Origin of the sequence: Microbacterium sp. NPDC028030, from assembly GCF_040637855.1 — a bacterium.
GTDB lineage: Bacteria > Actinomycetota > Actinomycetes > Actinomycetales > Microbacteriaceae > Microbacterium.
Genome location: NZ_JBEZXF010000001.1, coordinates 446,595 through 466,201 on the forward strand (window position 1 = coordinate 446,595; position 19,607 = coordinate 466,201).

At 68.8% G+C, this 19,607-nt stretch carries 20 protein-coding genes and 2 pseudogenes; 12 read left to right on the forward strand and 10 right to left on the reverse strand.

The features are described 5' to 3' along the window. Positions 1-7 precede the first annotated feature (7 nt). Positions 8-1,336, forward strand: a complete 1,329-nt coding sequence (locus AB0E56_RS02120; protein WP_359796424.1) for a threonine/serine exporter family protein — start codon at positions 8-10, stop codon at positions 1,334-1,336. 10 nt (positions 1,337-1,346) lie between these two features. Here the strand turns inward: AB0E56_RS02120 and AB0E56_RS02125 are convergent, their stop codons facing one another. Together AB0E56_RS02125 and AB0E56_RS02130 are read right to left on the reverse strand one after the other, a co-directional pair. Further along, the gene (locus AB0E56_RS02125; RefSeq protein ID WP_359796425.1) at positions 1,347-3,884 is read right to left on the reverse strand and encodes an FtsX-like permease family protein; all 2,538 of its coding nucleotides are present in this window, start codon (positions 3,882-3,884) and stop codon (positions 1,347-1,349) included. Further along, complete coding sequence (locus AB0E56_RS02130; protein WP_359796426.1) at positions 3,884-4,651, reverse strand: ABC transporter ATP-binding protein; 768 nt, start codon at positions 4,649-4,651, stop codon at positions 3,884-3,886. Before AB0E56_RS02130 ends, AB0E56_RS02125 begins: the two co-directional genes overlap by 1 nt. A gap of 108 nt (positions 4,652-4,759) precedes the next feature. Between AB0E56_RS02130 and AB0E56_RS02135 the strand changes: the two genes are divergently transcribed. From AB0E56_RS02135 to AB0E56_RS02165, 7 genes are all read left to right on the forward strand, one after another. Next, positions 4,760-5,992 carry a sensor domain-containing protein gene (locus AB0E56_RS02135; protein ID WP_359796427.1) on the forward strand — a complete coding sequence of 411 codons (1,233 nt, stop codon included), beginning with the start codon at positions 4,760-4,762 and terminating at the stop codon, positions 5,990-5,992. After that, the gene (locus AB0E56_RS02140) at positions 5,980-6,618 is read left to right on the forward strand and encodes a response regulator transcription factor (protein WP_359796428.1); all 639 of its coding nucleotides are present in this window, start codon (positions 5,980-5,982) and stop codon (positions 6,616-6,618) included. Before AB0E56_RS02135 ends, AB0E56_RS02140 begins: the two co-directional genes overlap by 13 nt. A gap of 50 nt (positions 6,619-6,668) precedes the next feature. Next, on the forward strand, positions 6,669-7,439 hold the full coding sequence (locus AB0E56_RS02145) for a LysM domain-containing protein (protein WP_359796429.1): 771 nt from the start codon (positions 6,669-6,671) through the stop codon (positions 7,437-7,439). A 175-nt stretch (positions 7,440-7,614) separates the two neighbouring features. Further along, positions 7,615-7,959, forward strand: coding sequence for a PadR family transcriptional regulator (locus AB0E56_RS02150; RefSeq protein ID WP_359796430.1), 345 nt, complete (start codon positions 7,615-7,617; stop codon positions 7,957-7,959). Positions 7,960-7,961: 2 nt separating this feature from the next. Then, positions 7,962-8,330 (forward strand): DUF1048 domain-containing protein, encoded by a 369-nt coding sequence (locus AB0E56_RS02155; RefSeq protein ID WP_359796431.1) that lies wholly within the window; start codon positions 7,962-7,964, stop codon positions 8,328-8,330. Further along, a complete protein-coding gene (locus AB0E56_RS02160) occupies positions 8,327-9,106 on the forward strand; it encodes an ATP-binding cassette domain-containing protein (protein WP_359796432.1) in 780 nt (259 codons plus the stop codon). Before AB0E56_RS02155 ends, AB0E56_RS02160 begins: the two co-directional genes overlap by 4 nt. Further along, positions 9,103-9,870, forward strand: a complete 768-nt coding sequence (locus AB0E56_RS02165) for an ABC transporter permease (RefSeq protein WP_359796433.1) — start codon at positions 9,103-9,105, stop codon at positions 9,868-9,870. Before AB0E56_RS02160 ends, AB0E56_RS02165 begins: the two co-directional genes overlap by 4 nt. 94 nt (positions 9,871-9,964) lie before the next feature. Here AB0E56_RS02165 and AB0E56_RS02170 read toward each other — a convergent pair whose 3' ends face one another. The 3 genes and pseudogenes from AB0E56_RS02170 to AB0E56_RS02180 form a co-directional block, all read right to left on the reverse strand. Continuing rightward, positions 9,965-10,150, reverse strand: a complete 186-nt coding sequence (locus tag AB0E56_RS02170) for a hypothetical protein (RefSeq protein WP_359796434.1) — start codon at positions 10,148-10,150, stop codon at positions 9,965-9,967. 173 nt (positions 10,151-10,323) lie between these two features. Then, positions 10,324-10,839: pseudogene (locus AB0E56_RS02175) on the reverse strand (cutinase family protein); the annotation flags it as partial. A 15-nt stretch (positions 10,840-10,854) separates the two neighbouring features. Next, a complete protein-coding gene (locus tag AB0E56_RS02180) occupies positions 10,855-11,232 on the reverse strand; it encodes a hypothetical protein (RefSeq protein ID WP_359796435.1) in 378 nt (125 codons plus the stop codon). A 74-nt stretch (positions 11,233-11,306) separates the two neighbouring features. On the opposite strand from AB0E56_RS02180, the pseudogene AB0E56_RS02185 reads away from it, so the two are divergent. Further along, positions 11,307-11,423: pseudogene (locus tag AB0E56_RS02185) on the forward strand (ABC transporter permease); the annotation flags it as partial. An 84-nt stretch (positions 11,424-11,507) separates the two neighbouring features. On the opposite strand, the gene AB0E56_RS02190 reads toward AB0E56_RS02185, so the two are convergent. From AB0E56_RS02190 to AB0E56_RS02205, 4 genes are read right to left on the reverse strand one after another with little or no spacing between them, the layout of a single operon-like run. After that, complete coding sequence (locus tag AB0E56_RS02190; protein WP_359796436.1) at positions 11,508-11,891, reverse strand: RidA family protein; 384 nt, start codon at positions 11,889-11,891, stop codon at positions 11,508-11,510. 23 nt (positions 11,892-11,914) lie between these two features. Then, positions 11,915-13,501, reverse strand: a complete 1,587-nt coding sequence (locus tag AB0E56_RS02195; RefSeq protein ID WP_359796437.1) for an amidohydrolase family protein — start codon at positions 13,499-13,501, stop codon at positions 11,915-11,917. A gap of 11 nt (positions 13,502-13,512) precedes the next feature. Continuing rightward, positions 13,513-14,772, reverse strand: a complete 1,260-nt coding sequence (locus tag AB0E56_RS02200) for an amino acid aldolase (RefSeq protein WP_359796438.1) — start codon at positions 14,770-14,772, stop codon at positions 13,513-13,515. After that, complete coding sequence (locus tag AB0E56_RS02205; protein WP_359796439.1) at positions 14,769-16,127, reverse strand: MFS transporter; 1,359 nt, start codon at positions 16,125-16,127, stop codon at positions 14,769-14,771. The genes AB0E56_RS02200 and AB0E56_RS02205 overlap by 4 nt, the downstream gene beginning before the upstream one ends. 155 nt (positions 16,128-16,282) lie before the next feature. On the opposite strand from AB0E56_RS02205, the gene AB0E56_RS02210 reads away from it, so the two are divergent. The 3 genes from AB0E56_RS02210 to AB0E56_RS02220 are packed head-to-tail and all read left to right on the forward strand — an operon-like array spanning position 16,283 to position 18,035. Continuing rightward, positions 16,283-16,999 (forward strand): PAS domain-containing protein, encoded by a 717-nt coding sequence (locus AB0E56_RS02210; RefSeq protein ID WP_359796440.1) that lies wholly within the window; start codon positions 16,283-16,285, stop codon positions 16,997-16,999. Positions 17,000-17,010: 11 nt separating this feature from the next. Next, positions 17,011-17,631 carry a bifunctional 4-hydroxy-2-oxoglutarate aldolase/2-dehydro-3-deoxy-phosphogluconate aldolase gene (locus AB0E56_RS02215; protein ID WP_359796441.1) on the forward strand — a complete coding sequence of 207 codons (621 nt, stop codon included), beginning with the start codon at positions 17,011-17,013 and terminating at the stop codon, positions 17,629-17,631. Then, a complete protein-coding gene (locus tag AB0E56_RS02220) occupies positions 17,628-18,035 on the forward strand; it encodes a rhodanese-like domain-containing protein (protein ID WP_359796442.1) in 408 nt (135 codons plus the stop codon). Before AB0E56_RS02215 ends, AB0E56_RS02220 begins: the two co-directional genes overlap by 4 nt. Before the next feature lie 27 nt (positions 18,036-18,062). On the opposite strand, the gene AB0E56_RS02225 is transcribed toward AB0E56_RS02220, so the two are convergent. Beyond that, the gene (locus AB0E56_RS02225) at positions 18,063-19,538 is read right to left on the reverse strand and encodes a lipase maturation factor family protein (protein WP_359796443.1); all 1,476 of its coding nucleotides are present in this window, start codon (positions 19,536-19,538) and stop codon (positions 18,063-18,065) included. Between the last annotated feature and the right edge of the window lie 69 nt (positions 19,539-19,607).

Sequence of the window (19,607 nt, forward strand, 5' to 3'; positions counted from 1 at the left end):
GTCCCCCATGACAGACGGCATCGATCGTTCCGCGCTCCGGCAGTTCCTCCTCGGGCTCGCCCAGGGGATGAACGCCTCCGCCGAGTCGGTTGACCGTATCCGGGACACGCTCTCCGAGGTCGCGGTCGCGAACGGCGGCGACGACACGGACTTCGTCGTGCTGCCCACGATCATCCTCGTCGAGACGGGAGAGAGCGACGAGTCGCGAGTCGCGATACGCTCCGCGACCAACGCCTCGTTCCGGTTCGACCAGATCGCGGCGCTGTACGAGCTGATCAACCAGGCCAAGACCGGATCGGTCCCGCCGCTGGACGGCATCCGCCGACTGAACGAGATCGGCGCCATGCGGCCGAGACTCGGCTGGGTCACGCGGACGTTCGGGCATGCCATCCTCACGACGGGCCTCGCCCTCCTGCTCGCCCCGACCTGGCAGGGGGTGATCGTCGCGTTCGTGCTCGGCTTCGGGATCGGTCTGCTCAAACTCGTGCGCTCACCCACGCTGCAGCTGATCCTGCCCATAGCTGCGGCGTTCGTGTGCGCGACCGCGGTGTTCCTGCTCGCGGAGAGCATCGAGATCGGCGACCCGATCCGCCTGCTGATCGCACCGCTGGTCACCTTCCTGCCGGGCGGCGTGCTGACCACGGCGACCGTCGAGCTCGCCGCAGGGCAGATGATCTCGGGGGCCGCACGGCTGGTGTACGGCTTCGTCCAGCTCGCACTCCTCGCGTTCGGGATCCTGGCCGCCGGAGCCGTCGTCGGCGTGGAGTCGCGCTCATACGAGGCTCTCGACGCCTCCGCCTTCCTCCCCTGGTGGGTCGCACCCCTCGGCATCCTCGTGTTCGCCCTCGGCAACTACCTCCACTTCTCGGCGCCGGCGTCGACGTTCGGCTGGGTGCTGCTCGCCCTGGTCGTGGCCTACGTCGGACAGTGGGCGGGCACCGAGTTCATCGACCCGACGATCGGCGGCTTCGTCGGCGCGGTCGCCGTGACGCCCGTCGTGTTCTGGATCGCGGGACTCCGTCACGGTGCCCCCTCGCAGCTGACCTTCCTCCCCGCGTTCTGGCTGCTCGTGCCCGGCGCCGCAGGGCTCGTGGGCCTCACCGAAGCGGTCGCGACCGACAGCGGACTCGCCGACTTCGCCTCAGCACTCATCTCGGTCATGTCGATCGCCCTCGGAGTGCTCATCGGCACCGCGCTCTACCGTGTCGTGCATCACGGCGCCGAGGAGTTCGTGCAGTTCGCCGTCGCCGCGCCCGAGGCCCCGGACGCCGAGGATCGACCGGGGTTGTGGGCACGACTCACCGGGCCGTGGCGTCGACGGACGCGGCGCTCCTGATCCGCGGGCTCTACTGGCGCGACCCGATCTCGTCGATCGGGCGGGTCCGCATCGTCGCGGTCGTCCCGATCCCCAGCGCGACGAGGGCCAGCGCGCCCATCGCTCCGATGATCGCCACGGACCCGAGCAGCGGCAGCGCGGGCACCGGCTGCCCCGAGATACCCATGCTCACGCCGACGAGCGGCGGTATGGCGACCACGACGCCTAACACCATGCCGATGACGGCCACCAGCACGGCTTCGATCCGCATCATCGAGCGCACCTGTCCGCGGGACGAGCCGATCAGCTGCATCAGCGCGAACTCCCTCGAGCGCTCCCCTGTCGCCATCACGAGTGTGTTGATCACGGCGATCGCGATGTAGCCGAGGATCACCAGCAGCGCGATGAGGTTCACCCATCCCTGCTGCGACTGCGCACCCGCACCCGCCGCCTCCTGACCCGATCCGTCGCTCACGACGAAGCCACGCGCTGTCAGTGCCGCACGGACCTCGTCGAGGGCGTCCGCCTCCACCGAAGCGAGCGCGAACGCATCGAGACCCGCCGTGGTGTGCGCCCTGACTGTGTCGGCGGCCATCGTCAGGTCACCGAACCCGAGACCGCGCTCATACACCGCGATCACGGTCGCCTCCCACGGCGAACCGTCGCCGAGGTGGCCGGAGACCGTGCCGCCGATGTCGACCCCGAGGCTCTGGGCGGCATCCGTGCTCACGGCCACCGCCGTGACGCCGTCGAGGTCGGCGAGCGACCCCTCCCGCACGCGCAGGTCGAGGCTCTTCGCGGTCCGCTCAGGATCGATGCCCTGCAGCACGTGCTCTTCGCGCTGAAGCTTCCCTTCGATGTCGTGGGAGTCGACCACCGCCGCGCTGAGCGCGACGCCCGAGGCCTCGGTCACGCCAGGGGTCTCGCGGATCGCCTCGACCGCCGCGGGCGAGAGCCCGGTCGGCGCCGTCACCCGCAGGTCGGCGATGACGCCGGCGCTGGCCTGCGTCGCGGCCTCGGCGGCGACGATCGACGGAGCTCCGATCTGCACGAGTCCCAGCCCGATGCCGAGCGCGATCGGCAGGATCGCCGAGGCCAGTCGTCGGCTGTTCGCCGTGGCGTTCGCCGAAGCGAGGAACCCCGCCGACGACGTCCGGCGCAGCACGCTTCCGATCAGGCGGACGCTCAGCGACACGAGCCACGGTCCGAGCACGGCGAGCGCGATGATGAGCAGCATGGCGGCCCCTGCCGCGGCGCCGGCGGCGATCTGCCCGCGCACCACGAGCGGCACCGTCGACACCGAGACGCCGGCAGCGGCGAGCACGATGCCCGTGATGATGCGCGGAAGACCGATCGCCGGAGCACCCGTCGCGGACTCTCGGAGTGCCTCGACCGGGTCGAGCTTCGCGACCCGAGAGGCCGCGATACGCGCCGCACCCCAGGCGGACGCGAGCACGAGCAGCACCGCCCCGACCGCGGGAAGCGGGCTGAAGGCGAGGGCGAAGTCGCCCGGGATCACACCACCGGCGACGAAAGCCGTCTGCAGAACGGTCGACAGGAGGTACCCGGGCGCGATGCCCAGCACCGCGGCGACCGCAGCCACCCACAGCACCTCGCGGGCCACGAGCGCATGCACCTGAGATGGACTCGCGCCCACGGCACGGAGGAGCGCGTAGTCGCGCCGTCGCGACTGCACCGACAGCGAGAGTGTGCCCGCCACGATGAACAGGGCCACCAGGATGCACGTGCCGACGAAGGCGCTGCCGATGGCGACGAGCATCGAACGCGCCGCCCCCGAGTCGAGGAACTCGACGTCGCCTCGCGCATCGCCCGTGCGGGCGACCAGATCGGGGAACGACTCGCGGATCGCGGCGGCCGCCTGCTCGGGGTCGGTCCCCGAGACGAAGACGCCGAGCGTCTGGGCGGCACCGCCGTGCGGGTCGAGCTGGTCGATGCGCTGCGCGCTGAGGAACACGTGCGTGCCGCGCTCCGGTGCGACCGGGGCCGACACCTCGCCGACCACGCGGTACTCCGATGGCACGCCACCGTGGGCCAGGACGACGGTGTCACCCACGGCCCGCTCGCTGCCGGCGGAGACGACGACCTCATCGGAGGCCGATGGCTCGCGCCCTGAGCGCAGCTCGAAGCCGGTCAGCGCCGTGGCCTCCCAGGGATGCGCCTCGACGACGGCAGCACCGCCGTCCACCGCATCCGCCCCGGCACCCGCACCCTGCAGCGCGAGCGGAACGGTGACGTCGGCCACGACCCGCTCGACCCCGGGAAGCCCGGCGATGTCCCGCGCTGCGTCAGCCCGCAGCGGCGCCCGCTCCCGCAGGGGCACCGGAAGATCCTCCGGCACGTCCACCTGCTGCGGGGCGCCGACCACCACGTCGGCCGCGACGTAGCGCTCCGGCGCCAGCCCGCCACGCATCCCGGATTCGACGAGCACACCGAGGCCCGTCACCAGTGCGCTCGCGACGAACACCGCGACCGCGACTCCGACGAAACTGCCGCGATGTTGACGCAGGTCCGCACGGACGATCCTCCCGAGACCGAGTGCCGTCGCCATCACCATTCCCCCAATGCGCTCATGCGCTCGTTGATCCGGGCAGGGTCGGCGCCGTCGAGGTGACCCGCGAACGCGCCGTCGGCCAGGAAGATCACCCGGTCGGCGTGCGATGCCTCCACCGGGTCGTGAGTGACGACCACGACCGTCTGATCCAGCTCCCTCGTCGTGTGGGCGAGCAGATCGAGGACCTGCTTGCCGGCGCGGGAGTCGAGGGCGCCCGTGGGCTCGTCGCCGAACACGACGTGCGGCCGGGTGATGAGAGCTCGCGCGATGGCGACCCGCTGCTGCTGGCCTCCGGAGAGCTCGGAGGGACGACGGTGACGGAAATCGGCGAGTCCCACTGCATCGAGCAGGAAGTCGAGCCACCGAACCTCGAGCGCACGACCACCCAGACGCAGGGGCAGGGTGACGTTGTCCTCGACGTTCAGGGCGGGCAGCAGGTTGTAGGCCTGGAACACGAAGCCGACGTGGTCTCGGCGGAACGCCGTGAGCTTCTTCGACGTGAGTCCCGAGATCTCGGTGCCGCCGAGGTGCACGGTGCCGCTGTTCGGTCGGTCGAGTCCGGCGGCGCTGTGCAGCAGCGTGCTCTTGCCCGACCCGGAGGGGCCCATGATCGCGGTGAATGAGCCCTTCGCGATGGTGAGGTCGACGCCGCGGAGGGCCGAGACGCGGTTGGTGCCCGACCCGTAGGTCTTGACGACGGAGTGCAGCCGCAGGGCTTCAGAGGGCCCAGCGTCGCCACCGCGGATGAGTGGTGTGAAGGTCATGACTCGACGCTAGGGACGCCCGCCGCGCCGCCCCATCCCGCCCGCTGCTCCATCGATGGTGGTGCTGGCTATACCGTGCCGCTGCGACCGCTCGGGCAGACTGTGAGAGTGAGGGACGGACGGATGCGACGCTGGCTGCGCGCTTGGGGATACGTGGCCGTCGAGGCAGCCGTCTCGATCGCCTCCGTGGTGTTCCTCAGCCTCGGACTCGTCCTCCTCCCCCTCATGATCATCACGGGCGGCGTACTGCTCATGCCCGCGGCGGTACGTGGGCTGCACGCGTGGACGGATATGAACCGCCGACGCGTCGGGGTCTACCGCGGCGAGGTGCTTCCGCCCCTCGGTCGTGTGCTCGCGCCCGGCTCCACCATCGACGAGCGGCTGCGTTCCGCGTTCTCGCGCACGACAGGTCGCGAGGTCCTGTGGCTGGCGGTGCAGGCGCTCCCCGTGCTGTTCGTCTCGCTGGTGACCGCCGCACTCCCCGTGGCGGCGGTCAACAGCCTCGCCATCACCTACTACTGGCAGTTCGCCCCGGCCGACGACCCCGTCGGTTCGCCCTATCCCGTGACGTCGTGGGAGCTCGCCGCGACGATGCCTCTCGTCGCGGTGGCCTACGCGATCCTCTCGATCTTCCTCATCCCCCTCGTCGCTCGCCTGGTGTCCTTCGTGTCGGCGACGCTGCTCGCGACACCGGAGAAGTCCCGCCTCGCGGCGAGGGTCGACGCCCTCACTCTCAGCCGCGCGGCCGCGCTCGACGCCCATGCGGCGGAGCTGCGACGCATCGAACGCGACCTGCACGACGGCGCGCAGAACCGCCTGGTGAACGTGGTGATGATGCTCGGCATCGCGGAGCGCGCGCAGGAGACCGGGGGTGACGTGCTCGAGCCGCTGCGGCGAGCGCAGGATGCGGCAACGGATGCTCTGGCCGGACTCCGCCGCACCGTGCACGACATCTACCCACCCATCCTCGACGAGCTCGGGCTAGAGGGGGCGCTGGCCTCGTTGGCGGGGCGGAGCGTGGTGCCGTGCACGATCGAGACGACGCGCGTCGGGCGTGTGCCGGCCGCCGTGGAGTCCGCGAGCTACTTCGTCGTCGCCGAAGCCCTCACGAACGTCAACAAGTACAGCGAGGGGACGCGAGCGACGGTCCGCGTGTCCCGCGACGGCGAGGTGCTGCTCATCGAGGTGCAGGATGATGGGGTCGGCGGCGCTGTCGAGCGGCCGGGGGGCGGGCTCGCCGGCATCCGTCGTCGCATCGAGGCCTTCGAGGGCAGGCTGTCGCTGACCAGTCCTGTCGGCGGCCCCACCACCCTGAGAGCGGAGCTGCCATGCGGGTCGTGATCGCCGAAGACGACACCCTGCTGCGGGAGGGACTAGCGCTGCTGCTGCGCAGCGAGGGGTTCGACGTGGTGGCCGCTGTCGACAACGCGGACGACTTCCTCGCCCGGCTCGACGAGGCGGATGCCGCGGTGGTCGACGTGCGGATGCCGCCCACCTTCACGAGCGAGGGGTTGAAGGCAGCCGCCGAGGCCCGCGCTCGTCGTCCTGGCTTCCCGGTGCTCGTGCTGTCGGCGTACGTCGAGGACCGCTACGCGGGCGAACTGCTGGCGGCGGGAGCCGACGGCCTCGGCTACCTGTTGAAGGAGCGGGTCGGCAAGGTCGCCGCGTTCATCGACGCCCTGCACCGCGTGGCCGCCGGGGGCACGGTGATGGACCCCGAGGTGATCTCGCAGCTGATGAGCCGCCGTCGCGCAGACGACCCGGTGCAGACGCTGACTCCGCGCGAGCGGGAGGTCCTCGGTTTGATGGCGGAGGGCCTCGACAACGACACCATCGCCGGACGGCTGTTCGTGACCGAGACGGCGGTGAGCAAGCACATCGGCAACATCTTCGGCAAGCTCGGCCTCGCCTCGAGCGACAGCGGCCACCGCCGCGTCCTCGCCGTGCTCGCGTATCTGCGCACCTGACCGGCTTCCGCTCTGGCGCTCTGACCCGCTTCGATGCCATGCTGACCGGGATGAAACGCTCCACCAAGATCACCACCGCCGTCGTCGCCGTCGCGGTCGCCGGCCTGGTCGCCGCCGCCGCTCCCGCCGTGGTCGGCGCCGCGCCCGCGGTGCTCGATGTCGCCTCCTGGGCATCGGAGCGTTTCGCCGCCGCACCCTCCACGGCCCCCACCTCGACCGCCGCCGATACCGAGAACCTGGTCGGAAACGAACTCGTCGACCTGGGCGACGGCATCAGCGTTCCCGCCGGCGGGCCCGGCGACTGCACCACGAACGCGTTCATCAACATCCAGAGCGACGACGGCTCTCCGATGTACGCGAAGCTCCTGGGCGAACTCGTCGACATGGGCGAGTCGGAACTGGCGAGCGGTCCCGTCACCCTGGATGCCGACGGGGAGATCTTCTCGTACGAGGTGCAGCCGGGCGACAGCCTGATCGCGATCGGCGAGCGCTTCTGCGTCGACTACGTCACCGTCGGCAGCTACAACCACGTGCGCGGCTTCGAACCGATCGCGCCCGGTGACGTCCTCTATCTGCGTCCGGATCCGACGCTGCCGTTCGTCGACATCTACGGGCCGTACAACGCCGAGCCCGGCTCCTCCACGATCGCGTACTACGACGGCGTCGCGGCTTTCTCGACCGCCGTCGCCACCGCCGACCTGGGTGCCGCGCGGTGGCTGTGGCAGCGTCTGGAGAAGGACATGCCTCCGGAGACGGCCGCCCTGATCTCCCAGGCGCTGAGCGACGACGACCTGCCGCTGCTCCGCCGCATGTTCCCGTAGCAGCGACTTCCTCACCGCCGGTCGTCCGGCGGTCTTTCTCGCGCGCCCGGAAACTCCTCCGACGATCTCCTCGGAAAAAGTTTGGTATTCGGTGTTGCTAAGTACCGGTACTCAGTGTTACTTTGTACCGGTACCCAGCAACACTGAGTACCAACCGAAACGAAAGGAGGACCTGATGGGCAAGCAGATGACCGAGATGCTCAAGGGCACTCTGGAGGGCATCGTCCTGGCCCTCCTCGCCGAGCAGCCGGCATACGGGTACGAGATCACCACACGCATCCGAGACCACGGATTCACCGACATCGCCGAGGGCACGATCTACGCACTCCTCGTGCGCATCGAGCAGAAGAGCCTCGTCGACGTCGAGAAGGTCCCGAGCGAGAAGGGTCCGCCCCGCAAGGTGTACACCCTGAACGCACAGGGCCGGCAAGAGCTCGAGGAGTTCTGGACCACCTGGAGCTTCCTCAAGACGCACATCGAACAGCTGGAAAAGCGCAACACCGACGACAAGGAGAACTGACCATGGCCGCGAAGTGGATCGAAACGATCACCGGATCGCTCGAAGAGAAGAAGCTGTACAAGCAGGCGCAGGCCCGCATCAACGCGCTCCCCGAGCCGTACCGCGAGATGGCGAAGGCCCAGCAGCGCTACAACATGTACTACGGGGGCATCACCGACGGCGACACCATCGTGAAGATGTTCCTCGACATCGCTGACATCTGGGAGCGCGCCGCGATCGACGGCACCCCGGTCAGCGCGATCGTCGGAGACGACCCGGTCGAGTTCGCAGAGAACTACGCCGCCGCATACGGCGGACGCCAGTGGATCGACAAGGAGCGCGCACGCCTCATCAAGGCGTTCGACGACGCGAAGAAGAAGGAGGAGTCATGACGAATGCAGCCATCTCGGTGCGCGGCATCGAGAAGTCGTACAAGGATCTGCACGTGCTGCGGGGCGTCGACTTCGAGGTCGAGAAGGGCAGCATCTTCGCCCTCCTCGGCTCGAACGGCGCCGGCAAGACGACGATGGTGCGCATCCTCTCCACCCTGCTGAAGTCCGACGCGGGCACAGCATCGGTGCAGGGCATCGACGTCGCGGCGAACCCGGTCGGCGTCCGCGAGCGGATCAGCCTCACCGGGCAGTTCGCGGCCGTCGACGAGATCCTCACCGGGCGCGAGAACCTGGTGCTGGTCGCGAAACTGCGGCACCTGCCAGACGCCGGGCAGGTCGCCGACGACCTGCTGGCGACGTTCCGCCTGACGGATGCCGGCTCCCGCAAGGTCGGCACCTACTCCGGCGGCATGCGTCGCCGGCTCGACATCGCGATGAGTCTGGTCGGTCACCCCGAGGTCATCTACCTCGACGAGCCGACCACGGGCCTCGACCCCGAAGCCCGCATCGAGGCGTGGGACGTGGTCAAGGAACTCGCGAACAGCGGGACCACGGTGCTCCTCACCACGCAGTACCTCGATGAGGCGGAGCAGCTCGCCGACCGCATCGCGATCCTGCACGAGGGGCGCATCATCGCGAACGACACGCTCGCAGGCCTCAAGCGGCTGCTTCCTGCCGCCAAGGTCGAGTACGTCGAGAAGCAGCCCACCCTGGAGGAGATCTTCCTCACCCTCATCGGCCCCAAGGCCACGACCACGAAGGAGGACGCAGCATGAGCACGCACTTCGCCGCCGACACGGCGACCCTCACCGGCCGCTCCATGCGGCACATCTTCCGCAGTCCCGACACGATCATCACCACGGCCGTCACCCCGATCGCGCTGATGCTCCTGTTCGTGTACGTCTTCGGCGGAGCTCTTCAGCAGAGCACCGGCACCGAGAACTACGTGAACTACCTGCTCCCCGGCATCCTGCTCATCGCGATCGCCTCCGGAATCGCCTACACCGCGTTCCGGCTGTTCACCGACATGCAGAGCGGCATCTTCGAGCGGTTCCACTCCATGCCGATCGCCCGATCGAGCGTGCTGTGGGCGCACGTGCTCACGTCACTGACGGCGAACGCCATCACGCTGGCGATCATCTTCGGAGTCGGATTCCTGATGGGCTTCCGCACCGGCGCGAGCGTCGGGGCCTGGCTGGCAGTGATCGGCATCCTGATGCTGTTCACCCTGGCTCTCACCTGGCTGGCCATCATCGCGGGCCTGAACGCCAAGACGGTCGACGGCGCGAGCGCGTTCTCGTACCCGCTGATCTTCCTGCCGTTCATCAGCTCGGCCTTCGTGCCGACCGACACGATGCCGGCTCCGGTGCAGTGGTTCGCCGACAACCAGCCGGTCACCTCGATCGTCAACACCATCCAGGCGCTGTTCGCCGAGCAGCCCGTCGGAAACGACATCTGGATCGCCCTCGCCTGGTGCGTCGGCATCCTCGTGGTCGCCTACGTGTTCGCGATCATCTCCTACCGGAAGAAGGTCAGCTGATCGACGTCAAGCGAGACGGAACGCTCCGACCGGGGACTCTCCCCCGGCCGGGGCGTTTCGCCGCGCTCGGCGCAGTGGCCCCTCAGCGTGGGCATCAGGAGGGGACCGGGTACGCGGAGACCATGAGCAGATAGGCGACGGTGATCGCGCCGAGACTCAGACCGATCGCCACGCCGCCAATCACGTGCGGTGATGTTCTCTTGATGAGTGCCATGACGAGCAGGGCAAAGTGAGCGACGACGATGACGATGAGCGCCACTCTCAGACCGTCGATCGCCACGTTAGCGAGATCGTCCCTGCACGAAGATGCGCATCCATCCATCCGCATTGCAGCGAGATAGACGAGAAGTACGCCTCCACAGGCAACCGCGATCTGCGCGAACGCCCAGAGGCCCGCAGCGACGTAGGGTCGCCGCGGTATGCGCTGGATCGGTCCCCAACTGCTCGTCCGTGTCATGAGAAGTCAGTCATCATGTATCGGACAAACGATCGCGGATCGGACATGTAGCTCTTATAGGAGCTATGGATTTGATTGTCAATCGGAGACCCTGCCTGGCAAGCCCAGTCTTTCGCGTAACAGTAGGAACGGATCTTCGGCACCCACTGCGGATTGGTACTCGTACTTCCTTGCGGCCACCCCCAGGACCGGTACTCAGATGAGAGATAGTCCAAGCTGGCCTGCCCTCGGGCCAGGATCCCCTGTCCGGTCTTCACAGAGTCAGGCGAGTTCCAGACCTGACCAGCTTTCCAGGTCGGGTCTCCCCAGACCACTACTGCGCGGACCATCGAACGCGCTTTAGCAGACAAGGTCGGGTAGAAGCCACCGCCGAACTTGATTTCTGACCCCGGGGCGAGCGCGGTGAGGATGACCTGTGCCCCCTGAGAATGCCCGGCCAGCACCACAGCGGGCGGGCTGGCGCAGTGAGAGGCCATCCATTCGAGCTCCGACTGCAACGCTTGCACCCCCGCGGTGACGCTCTGCGCTTAGCCGCCAGCGTCGGAAGCCGGATAGTTGAGGCTTTCAACATAGAGGCCGTACTCGTTCCACGGATCGCTGGGAAGTAGATAGGTGGCCGTGAACTGGCCGACGACATCGCCCATTCCGCCGCTCGTCCAGCCATGACCCGCTTGAGTACTTCCCGCGCCGCCAGGCGCCGAGGTCCCACGGACTCCGATCATCACGGCCCATGCACATTGATTCGTGGTGTTGGTGGCATTTGCGCTCGACCCGCCACTGAGCACAGTTGCAATCACCAAGGCCCCGACGACCACACCAGACTTCAACTTTCGCGCGACCCTGCGCATCATGCTGTCGATAGTCACAATCACTCCGTCTTTCTTCAATGGGATTGAATAATCCACCCACCGTCCCGTGAAGGGGGCATCGGCAGCAATGAAAGACGGTCCGCGTACATCAGCATTCCAGAACGAAACACCTGTTCGCCGAGCAGCCCGTCGGAAACGACATCTGGATCGCCCTCGCCTGGTGCTTCGGCATCCTCGTGGTCGCCTACGTGTTCGCGATCATCTCCTACCGGAAGAAGGTCAGCTGATCGACGCCAAGCGAGACGGAACGCTCCGACCGGGGACTCTCCCCCGGCCGGGGCGTTTCGCCGCGCTCGGCGCAGTGAAGGCGGTCAGGCCTGGGGCAGAGCGGCGACCACGTCGATCTCGACGAGGATGTTCGCGAGCTGCGAGCCCACGGTCGTGCGTACAGGGAACGGCGCGGTGAAGAACTCCTCGTACGCCTCGTTGAACTCCGCGAAGTCGGACAGGTCCTGCAGGTGCACGGTCGACTTCACGACGTCGTCCATGGTCAGGCCGTGCACGGCGAGCACCTTCTGGATGTTCCGGAGCACCTGTCGGGTCTGATCGCCGACGCTGTCGGGCACTGCGTGGTCGTTCGCCGCGTCCTGCGGGCCGAACCCTGCGGTGTACAGGAATCCGTTCGCGACCACGCCGTGGCTGTAGGGGCCTGCGGGCGTGGGCGCCCCGTCTGCGTAGAATCCGGTCTTCGGCATTTCTCTTTCCTTTCGTTGACGATTCAGGTCTGGGGTGAGCGGCGCAGTCCCCGGCCGGGAAGCGCACCGGTGAGCTCACCGTCGGCGAGCACTCGGATGCCGGCGACGAACACATCGTCGATGCCGACCCCGCGTCCGCGCGGATTCTCGTACGTGGCCGTGTCGGCGACGGTCGCCGGATCGACCACGATGAGGTCGGCCACAGCGCCGGCCTCCACGACTCCGCGACGCCCGAGGCCGAAGCGTCGAGCCGGCAGCGTCGAGAGATGGTGCACGGCGTCGGCCCACGTCCAGGTCGACCGCTCCCGCACGTATTCGCGCAGGAACAGCGAGAACGAGCCGGCGGCACGGGGGTGCGGATGCGCGCCGATGAAGATGCCGTCGGAGCCGCCCATGTGAGCGGGGTGCGCGAAGATGCGGGCCAGCTCGGCGCCGGAGCGCGGGCTGCGGACGGCCATGACGGCGCTGCACTCGAGGCGAGACGCGGCGAGCGCGTCGAGCGCGAAGTCGATCGGGGAGACGCCGGCGTGCGTGGCGGCCTCGCGAAGCGTGAGGCCGTGCGCCCACGACAGCTCCGGCGCGGCGAGGTGGGCCAGCGTGATCATGTCGGGCCACTCGGGGCCGAGACTCGCGCTCGTCGCCGCTCGAAGGGTGCACTTCTCACGCAGAGCGACACGCTGCGACGGATCCGCGATCACCGCGACCGCCTCGGCCACCGGCAGCGCCGCGACCTCCGGGGGCAGCAGCGGCATGCCCAGCAGGGTGCACCCGCGGGTGTACGGGTACGCGTCGAAGGTCGCATCGACCCCCGCGGCCTCCAGCGCGTCGAGCTGATCGAGCACGATGTCGGCATCGGCATGGAAGTGCGAGATGTGCACGGGGAGCTCGGCACCGGCTTCGGCCGCGGCGAGGCGCGAGATCTCGGCGATCTCCGACGCGCCGGCCGCGGTGTTCGCCTCATATCCTCCGCGCATGTGCGTCACGTACACGCCTCCGGCCTCGGCCACCGGCGCGCACAGAGCGGCGATCTCCGCGGCGTCCTGAAAGATGCCCGGCGTGTAGTCGAGCCCGGTCGACAGGCCGAGGGCGCCGTCGCTCATGCCCTGGGCGACCAGGGCCTGCATGCGTCGGCGCTCATCCTCGGTCGCCGGGCGATCCTCCCGTCCGCACACCTCGAAGCGCACGGTGCCCGCCGGCACGAGGTATCCCGCGTTCAGCGCCGAGGTTCCGTCGACGGATGACAGGTACGCATCCACACCGCCACCCCGGCAGCTGGGGTGCGGCCCGTTGATCGCGGCGAAGTACTCGGAGGCGTACTCGCCGTCGCCCGGGGCGTACGACACGCCGTCCTGTCCGGCGATGACGCAGGTCACGCCCTGGCGCAGCAGAGACAGCGTGACATCGGGGTCGCTCAGCAGGCCATCGGCGTGGGAGTGCGCGTCGATGAATCCCGGCAGGATGAGACGATCGGAGACGTCGACCACCTCGTCGCCGGGGCGCGGCTCGATGAGACCGACGCCCGTGACGTGCTCTCCCTCGATCGCGACATCGGCACGCACGAGGCCCGTCGCGTCGACGACGGAACCACCGCGCAGGACCACCCGGTTCATCACTGCATCCCTCAGAAGTATGTGCGGACGAGGCCCGTGACCACGTCGGAATCGGCGGATGCGACGACCGGCAGCACCCGCCACTTGTCGAAGGCGGTGCACGGGTGGGACAGGCCGAGACGCACGACGGAGCCGATCTCCAGCGCCTGCTCCGAGCGCACGTACGAGTGCTGATCGTTCATCGCCGAGACCTCTGCCTGCAGCGGCTGCCAGGGGCCGGTCACGCCGGGCGCCGCGGCGCGCGGGATCGGCAGCCCCTCGTCGTAGGGCAGATCCCGCTTGCCTGCGTCGACGAGGGCCAGACCGGGCTCCGGCGCCGACACGACCCGCGCGATTGCGTGCATCGCGTTCACGAACCGAGGGGATCCCTCCGTGTGCGCTGCTCCCTCGTCGAAGGGGGAGATGCCGCGGTAGAAGCCGTCGTCATGCACGATGTAGGCGCCGGAGCGGAGGGTGAAGTGCGTGCGGTCGTCGCGCGCCGCCGTCGCCCAGACATCGGCGACGACGTCGAAGTACGCGCTGCCCCCGGCGGTCACGAACAGCTCGCCGTCGTCGTAGAGCGGCGTGATCGTGGCGTGCAGTTGGAGCTGCGACTCCAGGTACGCACGGACGGCCGCGAGGGACGCGGGCGTGCGATCGTGCGCGAGGCTCCCCTCATAGCCGGCCACCCCGGCGAGGCGCAGCACCGCGGAGGCGGCGATGCGCTCGGCGACGCGCACCGCCTCTTCGATGGACCTGGCGCCGGTGCGACCGCCTGCGCCGCCGAGCTCGACGCAGACATCGACCGGACGCGGCGTCCCTGAGGAGAGCAGAGCCTCCTCCATCGTCTCGACCGTGGCGATCGAGTCGACCCAGCTCACGAACCGGAACCCGGGATCCGCCAGCTCCTGCGCCAGCCACGCCAGCGCAGGTCGATCGACGGCGGCATTCGCGAGCATCACCGAGTCGACGCCCAGATCGCGAGCGGTACGCACCTGGCCCATGGTCGCGAACGTGATCCCGCGCGCGCCGGCGTCGGTCTGGCGCTTCCACAGGGCGGGGGCCATCGTGGTCTTGCCATGCGGCATGAGGTCGAGCCCTCGGTCTGCGCACCACTGCGCCATCGTCGCCACGTTCGCCCGCATCGCCGCGTCGTCGAGCACGATCAGCGGCGTCCAGAACTCGTCGAGGCGAGCCTCGGTGGCGAGGAACTCCGCAGCCGTGAGACCCGCCGCCCGCTGGGGAAGACCCTTGTCGCGAGCGGTGAGCAGCTCCGGTTCCGAAGGCGTCATCGCGAGCCTCCCGTCTTGACCGCACCGGTCGGCGCAAGTTCGTGCAGACGCCCGGCGCCTTCCTTGTCGGGCAGGATCGATGCCACCATCGTCGCGATGACGCCGATCACGGAGATCACCGCCGCGTAGACGACGACCGGCCAGAAGGCGCCACCAGCGGCCGCCACCAGCGCCGTGCAGATGAGCGGAGCGAGGCCGCCGCCGAGGGTGTTGGAGATCTGGTAGCCGATGTTCACGCCCGTCGTGCGGGCCTCGGGGTCGAACATCTCCACCAGCATCGTGGAGAGCGTCGCCTGCATCGCGACGCCGAAGACGACGAAGCCCAGGATCTGACCGAGCCAGATGAGCCACATGTTCCCGGTGCTGAAGAGCATGAACGTGGGATAGACCATGGCGGCGAACCCGAGGCAGCCGATGATGTAGACGGTGCGGCGACCGATGCGGTCGGAGATCGCTCCCCACAGCGGGGCGACGACGATCTGCAGCAGCCCGACGAGCATGGTTCCCGCGAACCCCATCCACGCCGGCAGGTGCTTGTCCGACACCATGAACGCCAGGCCGTAGGTGAGGACGACGTAGCCGGCGATCGACTGCGGCAGACCGATCAGGATTCCCATGATCGCGTTCTTCGGGTGGCGGAAGGCCTCGACGAGCGGGTTGTGCTTCTTGCCGGTGGTGGCGAGCAGGAGCGTCTGGGTCTCGGTGAACTCGTCGGACTCCTCGAGCTGACGACGGAGCAGGATCGCGGCGATCGCGAGCACGATCGAGAAGACGAACGGGATGCGCCAGCCCCACTGCAGGAACCACGACTCGGGGGTGAGGCCGAGCCCGGCCATGAGTCCGCCCGACACCACGTTGGCGATACCCGCGCCGCTGATCAGGAAGGCGCCGTAGAGCCCGCGTCTGCCGGTCGGCGCAGCCTCGACGACCATCGTCGCCGCGCCGCCCATCTCACCGCCGACGAAGAACCCCTGGAACAGGCGGAACATCAGCAGGAGCAGCGGTGCCGCGACGCCGATCACCTGGTCCGAAGGGATGAGGCCGATGCCCGTCGTCGCGAGCCCCATGCCGATGACCGTGCTCATCAGCACGACCTTGCGGCCCTTGCGGTCACCGACGATGCCCCAGATGATGCCACCGACGGGGCGGAGGAAGAAGCCGACGGCGAAGGTCGCGAACGACGACAGCTGCGCGATCACGGGGTCGTTCGAGGAGAAGAAGACCGCGGGGAAGACCGCCGCGGCGGCGAGGCCGTACAGGTAGTAGTCGTAGTACTCGATCAGCGTGCCGATCGCGCCTCCGGCGATCGTCTTGCGCTGCTTAGGGGTCAAGCCAGATGAAGCGACAGTGGCCATCCGGGGCTCCTTGCTCGGTTGATGCGCGCCCGCATCCGTTGCGGTCGGCCTCGACGGATCGTCTCGGGCGTGGCTAAACTAACAGCGAAATAGACATTCTGTCTATCTCCCGAATTTTTTGTACGCCTGTATCGTTGCTCTCGATTGGAGTCACCATGCCGACATCGACGACAACGGAGAACGCGGTCGCGGCCCTCGCCGACGACCTCGCGCGGGAGACCTACGAGAGCGCCGAGGAGGTGCTCCGCCTCTACCGGCCGGTGCTGCGAGCGCTCGCCACCGCCGCCGGACCCACCGTCGAGGTCGTGCTCCACAACCTCGACGGCACCGACGTCGACCTCGGCCACACGATCATGGCCATCGAGAACGGACACGTCACCGGTCGCGCCGTCGGCGGCCCGTCCACCTCGCTCGGCCTGGATGTGCTCAAGGACCGCCGCGGGAACCACGATGCGTTCGGCTATACCGGTTACACGAGCGACGGACGGGAGCTCCGCTGCTCCTCGGTGTACTTCCACAACCGCGCCGGTGACATCATCGCGTCGCTGTGCGTCAACGTCGACCTCAGCCCGCTGCTGCTCGCCCGCACGACGCTCGATGCCCTGCTGCCCCCTCCCGTGCCGGCGGATGCCCCGAAGGAGCACTTCGGCGCCGACCTCGTATCGGTCATGGATTCGATGATCACCGAGGCCATCCGCGAGATCGGCCGCCCGGTCGAGAGCATGTCGCGCGACGACAAGATCACGGTGCTGGAGCGGCTGGACCAGCGCGGTGCGACGCAGATGCGCAAGTCGGTCGAAGCGATCGCGAAGCGGCTCGGCATCTCGCGCGTGACCGCCTACTCCTACCTGGAAGAGGCCAGGACGCGATGACGAGGGAAGGCATGACCATGGACAACTCCGGCTTCGAGGAGCTCTTCGACGGCGCACCGCTGATGGCGATCCTCCGCGGCATGGGCGTCGAACGCAGTCTCGCCGTATCGACCACCGCGTGGGACCTCGGGATCGACGTCGTCGAACTGCCCATCCAGACCGAGGAAGACCTGGAGGCGCTGCGCGTCGTCGCTGCAGCCGGACGTGAGCGCGGCAAGGCCGTCGGCGCGGGCACCGTGGTGTCGGTCGAGCACGTCGCCCAGGCCGCATCCGCCGGAGCGGTGTTCACCGTCAGCCCCGGGCTCGACCTCGAGGTCGTCCGCGCCTCACACGACGCAGGCCTCATCAGCATGCCGGGCGTCGCCACGGCGAGCGAGGTGCAGTCCGCCCTCGGAGCGGGACTCACCTGGGTGAAGGCCTTCCCGGCCTCCGTGCTGGGCCCGCAGTGGCTCGCCGCGATGCGCGGTCCTTTCCCGCAGGCGCGCTTCGTCACGACGGGCGGCATGCACGCCGGCAACGCCGACGAGTACCTCCGCGCGGGTGCCAGTGTCGTCGCCGTCGGGTCGGCGCTCGAAGACCCCGCCCAGCTGCCGCAGCTCGCTGCACTCCTCGGCACCGCGTCCCGCGCATGACCGATCTCGGTGCGCGGCTCGCACACGTCGATGCGCGCCTCGCGTATGAGATCGACGTGATCGCAGCGCGCGAGGCGGTCGAGGCAGGGGAGGCGGTGCTGGTCGACACGCGACGCCTCGAGTCGTGGCGGCACGGCCACATCGCCGGAGCCCTGCACCTGCCCAAGACCGAGATCGCATCCGGGATCGACTCGCTCCCCCGTGACCGCACGATCGTCGTCTACGGCTGGGGTCCCGGATGCAACGGCGGCACCTCGACCGCGCGGGTGCTGCTCGCCGCCGGCCTCGACGTCAGGGAACTGCTCGGAGGATACGAGTACTGGGTGCGCAACGGCTTCGACACCGAGTCGGGCGGCGTCGTGTCCCACCAGTCGCCCGATCCTCTGGTCACAGCCGAGAGCTGACCAGGACACGCGGTCGCAGCGAGGCCTTCACCGCAGGCCGAAGGGACCGAGCACCTCGCGGCGGCGGGTCCGCACCCACCGCACGCCCTCGGCCCGCATCTCGGCGCGGGTCGCGAAGCGGTATCGGTATGACACGGCCCTGACCCAGCGCGGCCGCTCGCCGTCGAAGGGGTCCACCCGGATGAGCGCGAGCGTCGGCGCATCGGCTTCGAGGAGCCGGACCAGGAACGCCGTGAACCAGTCGTCGAGCGAGCGCCCCAGCGGCAGGAACCACATGAGCCAGTCGAGGCGCAGATGATACGGCGCGAACTGCCGCGGCATCCGACGCACGTCGCCGGGCTTGCCCTTGAACTCGTACTCGCGCCACTCGAGCCCGTCTTCGTCCGCCGACCCTTCGACCACGATCTCGATGCGCTCCTTCGTGACCGTGCCGAAGGCGCCGTACGCGTTGGCGAGCTGCCACCGGTTGAAGCTCGCGTTCATGAGCTGCCGCCGCGCGAACAGGTTCTGCAGCGAGGGCACGCTCACCACGACGTACAGCAGCCCGACAGCAGAGGTGATCACGATCCAGTACACGGGGATGTCGGACACTGCTCGCGGCCAGTCCGTCGCCGGCGCGATCGCGGGCGCCCCCACGGCCGGCAGCCCGATCGCGGAGAAGGCGATGACCATCGTCGCCCAGTTCAACCACGCGAAGTTCCCCGTGAGGACGAGCCACGCCTGCGTCAGGATCACGATCGATGCCGCCACCGCGCCGACGATCTGCGGCACCGCGCCGGGTACCCACAGCGACAGGATCGGCGCGAACAGGAAGAACGGCACTACCAGCTGCGCGACATGGTTGGCGACGACCTCGGCGCGGTGGAACCACGCCGGCAGCAGGTGCGCCTGCCGACTGAGCGGACCCGGCATCGGCTGCGTCTCGTGGTGGTACATCAGCGCCGTCAGGTCGCGCCATTCCCGTCCGCCACGGATCTTGATCATGCCCGCGCCGAACTCCAACCGGAACACCAGCCACCAGAACAGCACGATCACGACCGTCGGCGGCGGCTGGTCGTTCGAACCGAGGAACGCCGCGAGGAACCCGGCCTCCAGCAGCAGCATCTCCCAGCCGAAGGAGTAGAAGGTCTGCCCGATGCTGACGATCGACATGTACCCGAGCCACAGGGCGAGGAAGCACAGCATCGGCACCCAGGGCGGACCCCACTGCGGGATGCCGGCGACGAGGACCGCCGAGACCACGACGCCCGCCGCGCACAGGACGACGAGGCGCCGGTCGGTGTAGCGGATGCGCGAGAACAGCGTCGGGTGCAGCATCCGCCGCCGCTCCGGCTTCTGCCCGACCCATTCGAGCAGCGCCGGTGCGGGCAGAAGCCCCCGCTCGCCCAGAAGCGGCCGGAACTGGTTCAGGGTCGAGACGAACGCGACGAGGTAGAGCGCCGCGATGCCCCGCTGCAGCACCTCGCGCGCGAATCCGAAGTCGACTGCGGCGAAACCGTCCACGCGCTCAGGCTACGCTCCCCGGAAAGCAGAAGCTCCCGCCGCACTCTCTGTCGGAACGGCGGTGCCGAG

Excerpts from the sequence above, each read along its gene's own strand:
- AB0E56_RS02120 (WP_359796424.1), top strand. The coding sequence starts at position 8 with ATGACAGACGGCATCGATCGTTCCGCGCTCCGGCAGTTCCTCCTCGGG.
- AB0E56_RS02125 (WP_359796425.1), bottom strand. The coding sequence starts at position 3,884 with ATGGCGACGGCACTCGGTCTCGGGAGGATCGTCCGTGCGGACCTGCGT.
- AB0E56_RS02130 (WP_359796426.1), bottom strand. The coding sequence starts at position 4,651 with ATGACCTTCACACCACTCATCCGCGGTGGCGACGCTGGGCCCTCTGAA.
- AB0E56_RS02140 (WP_359796428.1), top strand. The coding sequence starts at position 5,980 with ATGCGGGTCGTGATCGCCGAAGACGACACCCTGCTGCGGGAGGGACTA.
- AB0E56_RS02145 (WP_359796429.1), top strand. The coding sequence starts at position 6,669 with ATGAAACGCTCCACCAAGATCACCACCGCCGTCGTCGCCGTCGCGGTC.
- AB0E56_RS02150 (WP_359796430.1), top strand. The coding sequence starts at position 7,615 with ATGGGCAAGCAGATGACCGAGATGCTCAAGGGCACTCTGGAGGGCATC.
- AB0E56_RS02155 (WP_359796431.1), top strand. The coding sequence starts at position 7,962 with ATGGCCGCGAAGTGGATCGAAACGATCACCGGATCGCTCGAAGAGAAG.
- AB0E56_RS02160 (WP_359796432.1), top strand. The coding sequence starts at position 8,327 with ATGACGAATGCAGCCATCTCGGTGCGCGGCATCGAGAAGTCGTACAAG.
- AB0E56_RS02165 (WP_359796433.1), top strand. The coding sequence starts at position 9,103 with ATGAGCACGCACTTCGCCGCCGACACGGCGACCCTCACCGGCCGCTCC.
- AB0E56_RS02190 (WP_359796436.1), bottom strand. The coding sequence starts at position 11,891 with ATGCCGAAGACCGGATTCTACGCAGACGGGGCGCCCACGCCCGCAGGC.
- AB0E56_RS02195 (WP_359796437.1), bottom strand. The coding sequence starts at position 13,501 with ATGAACCGGGTGGTCCTGCGCGGTGGTTCCGTCGTCGACGCGACGGGC.
- AB0E56_RS02200 (WP_359796438.1), bottom strand. The coding sequence starts at position 14,772 with ATGACGCCTTCGGAACCGGAGCTGCTCACCGCTCGCGACAAGGGTCTT.
- AB0E56_RS02205 (WP_359796439.1), bottom strand. The coding sequence starts at position 16,127 with ATGGCCACTGTCGCTTCATCTGGCTTGACCCCTAAGCAGCGCAAGACG.
- AB0E56_RS02210 (WP_359796440.1), top strand. The coding sequence starts at position 16,283 with ATGCCGACATCGACGACAACGGAGAACGCGGTCGCGGCCCTCGCCGAC.
- AB0E56_RS02215 (WP_359796441.1), top strand. The coding sequence starts at position 17,011 with ATGACCATGGACAACTCCGGCTTCGAGGAGCTCTTCGACGGCGCACCG.
- AB0E56_RS02220 (WP_359796442.1), top strand. The coding sequence starts at position 17,628 with ATGACCGATCTCGGTGCGCGGCTCGCACACGTCGATGCGCGCCTCGCG.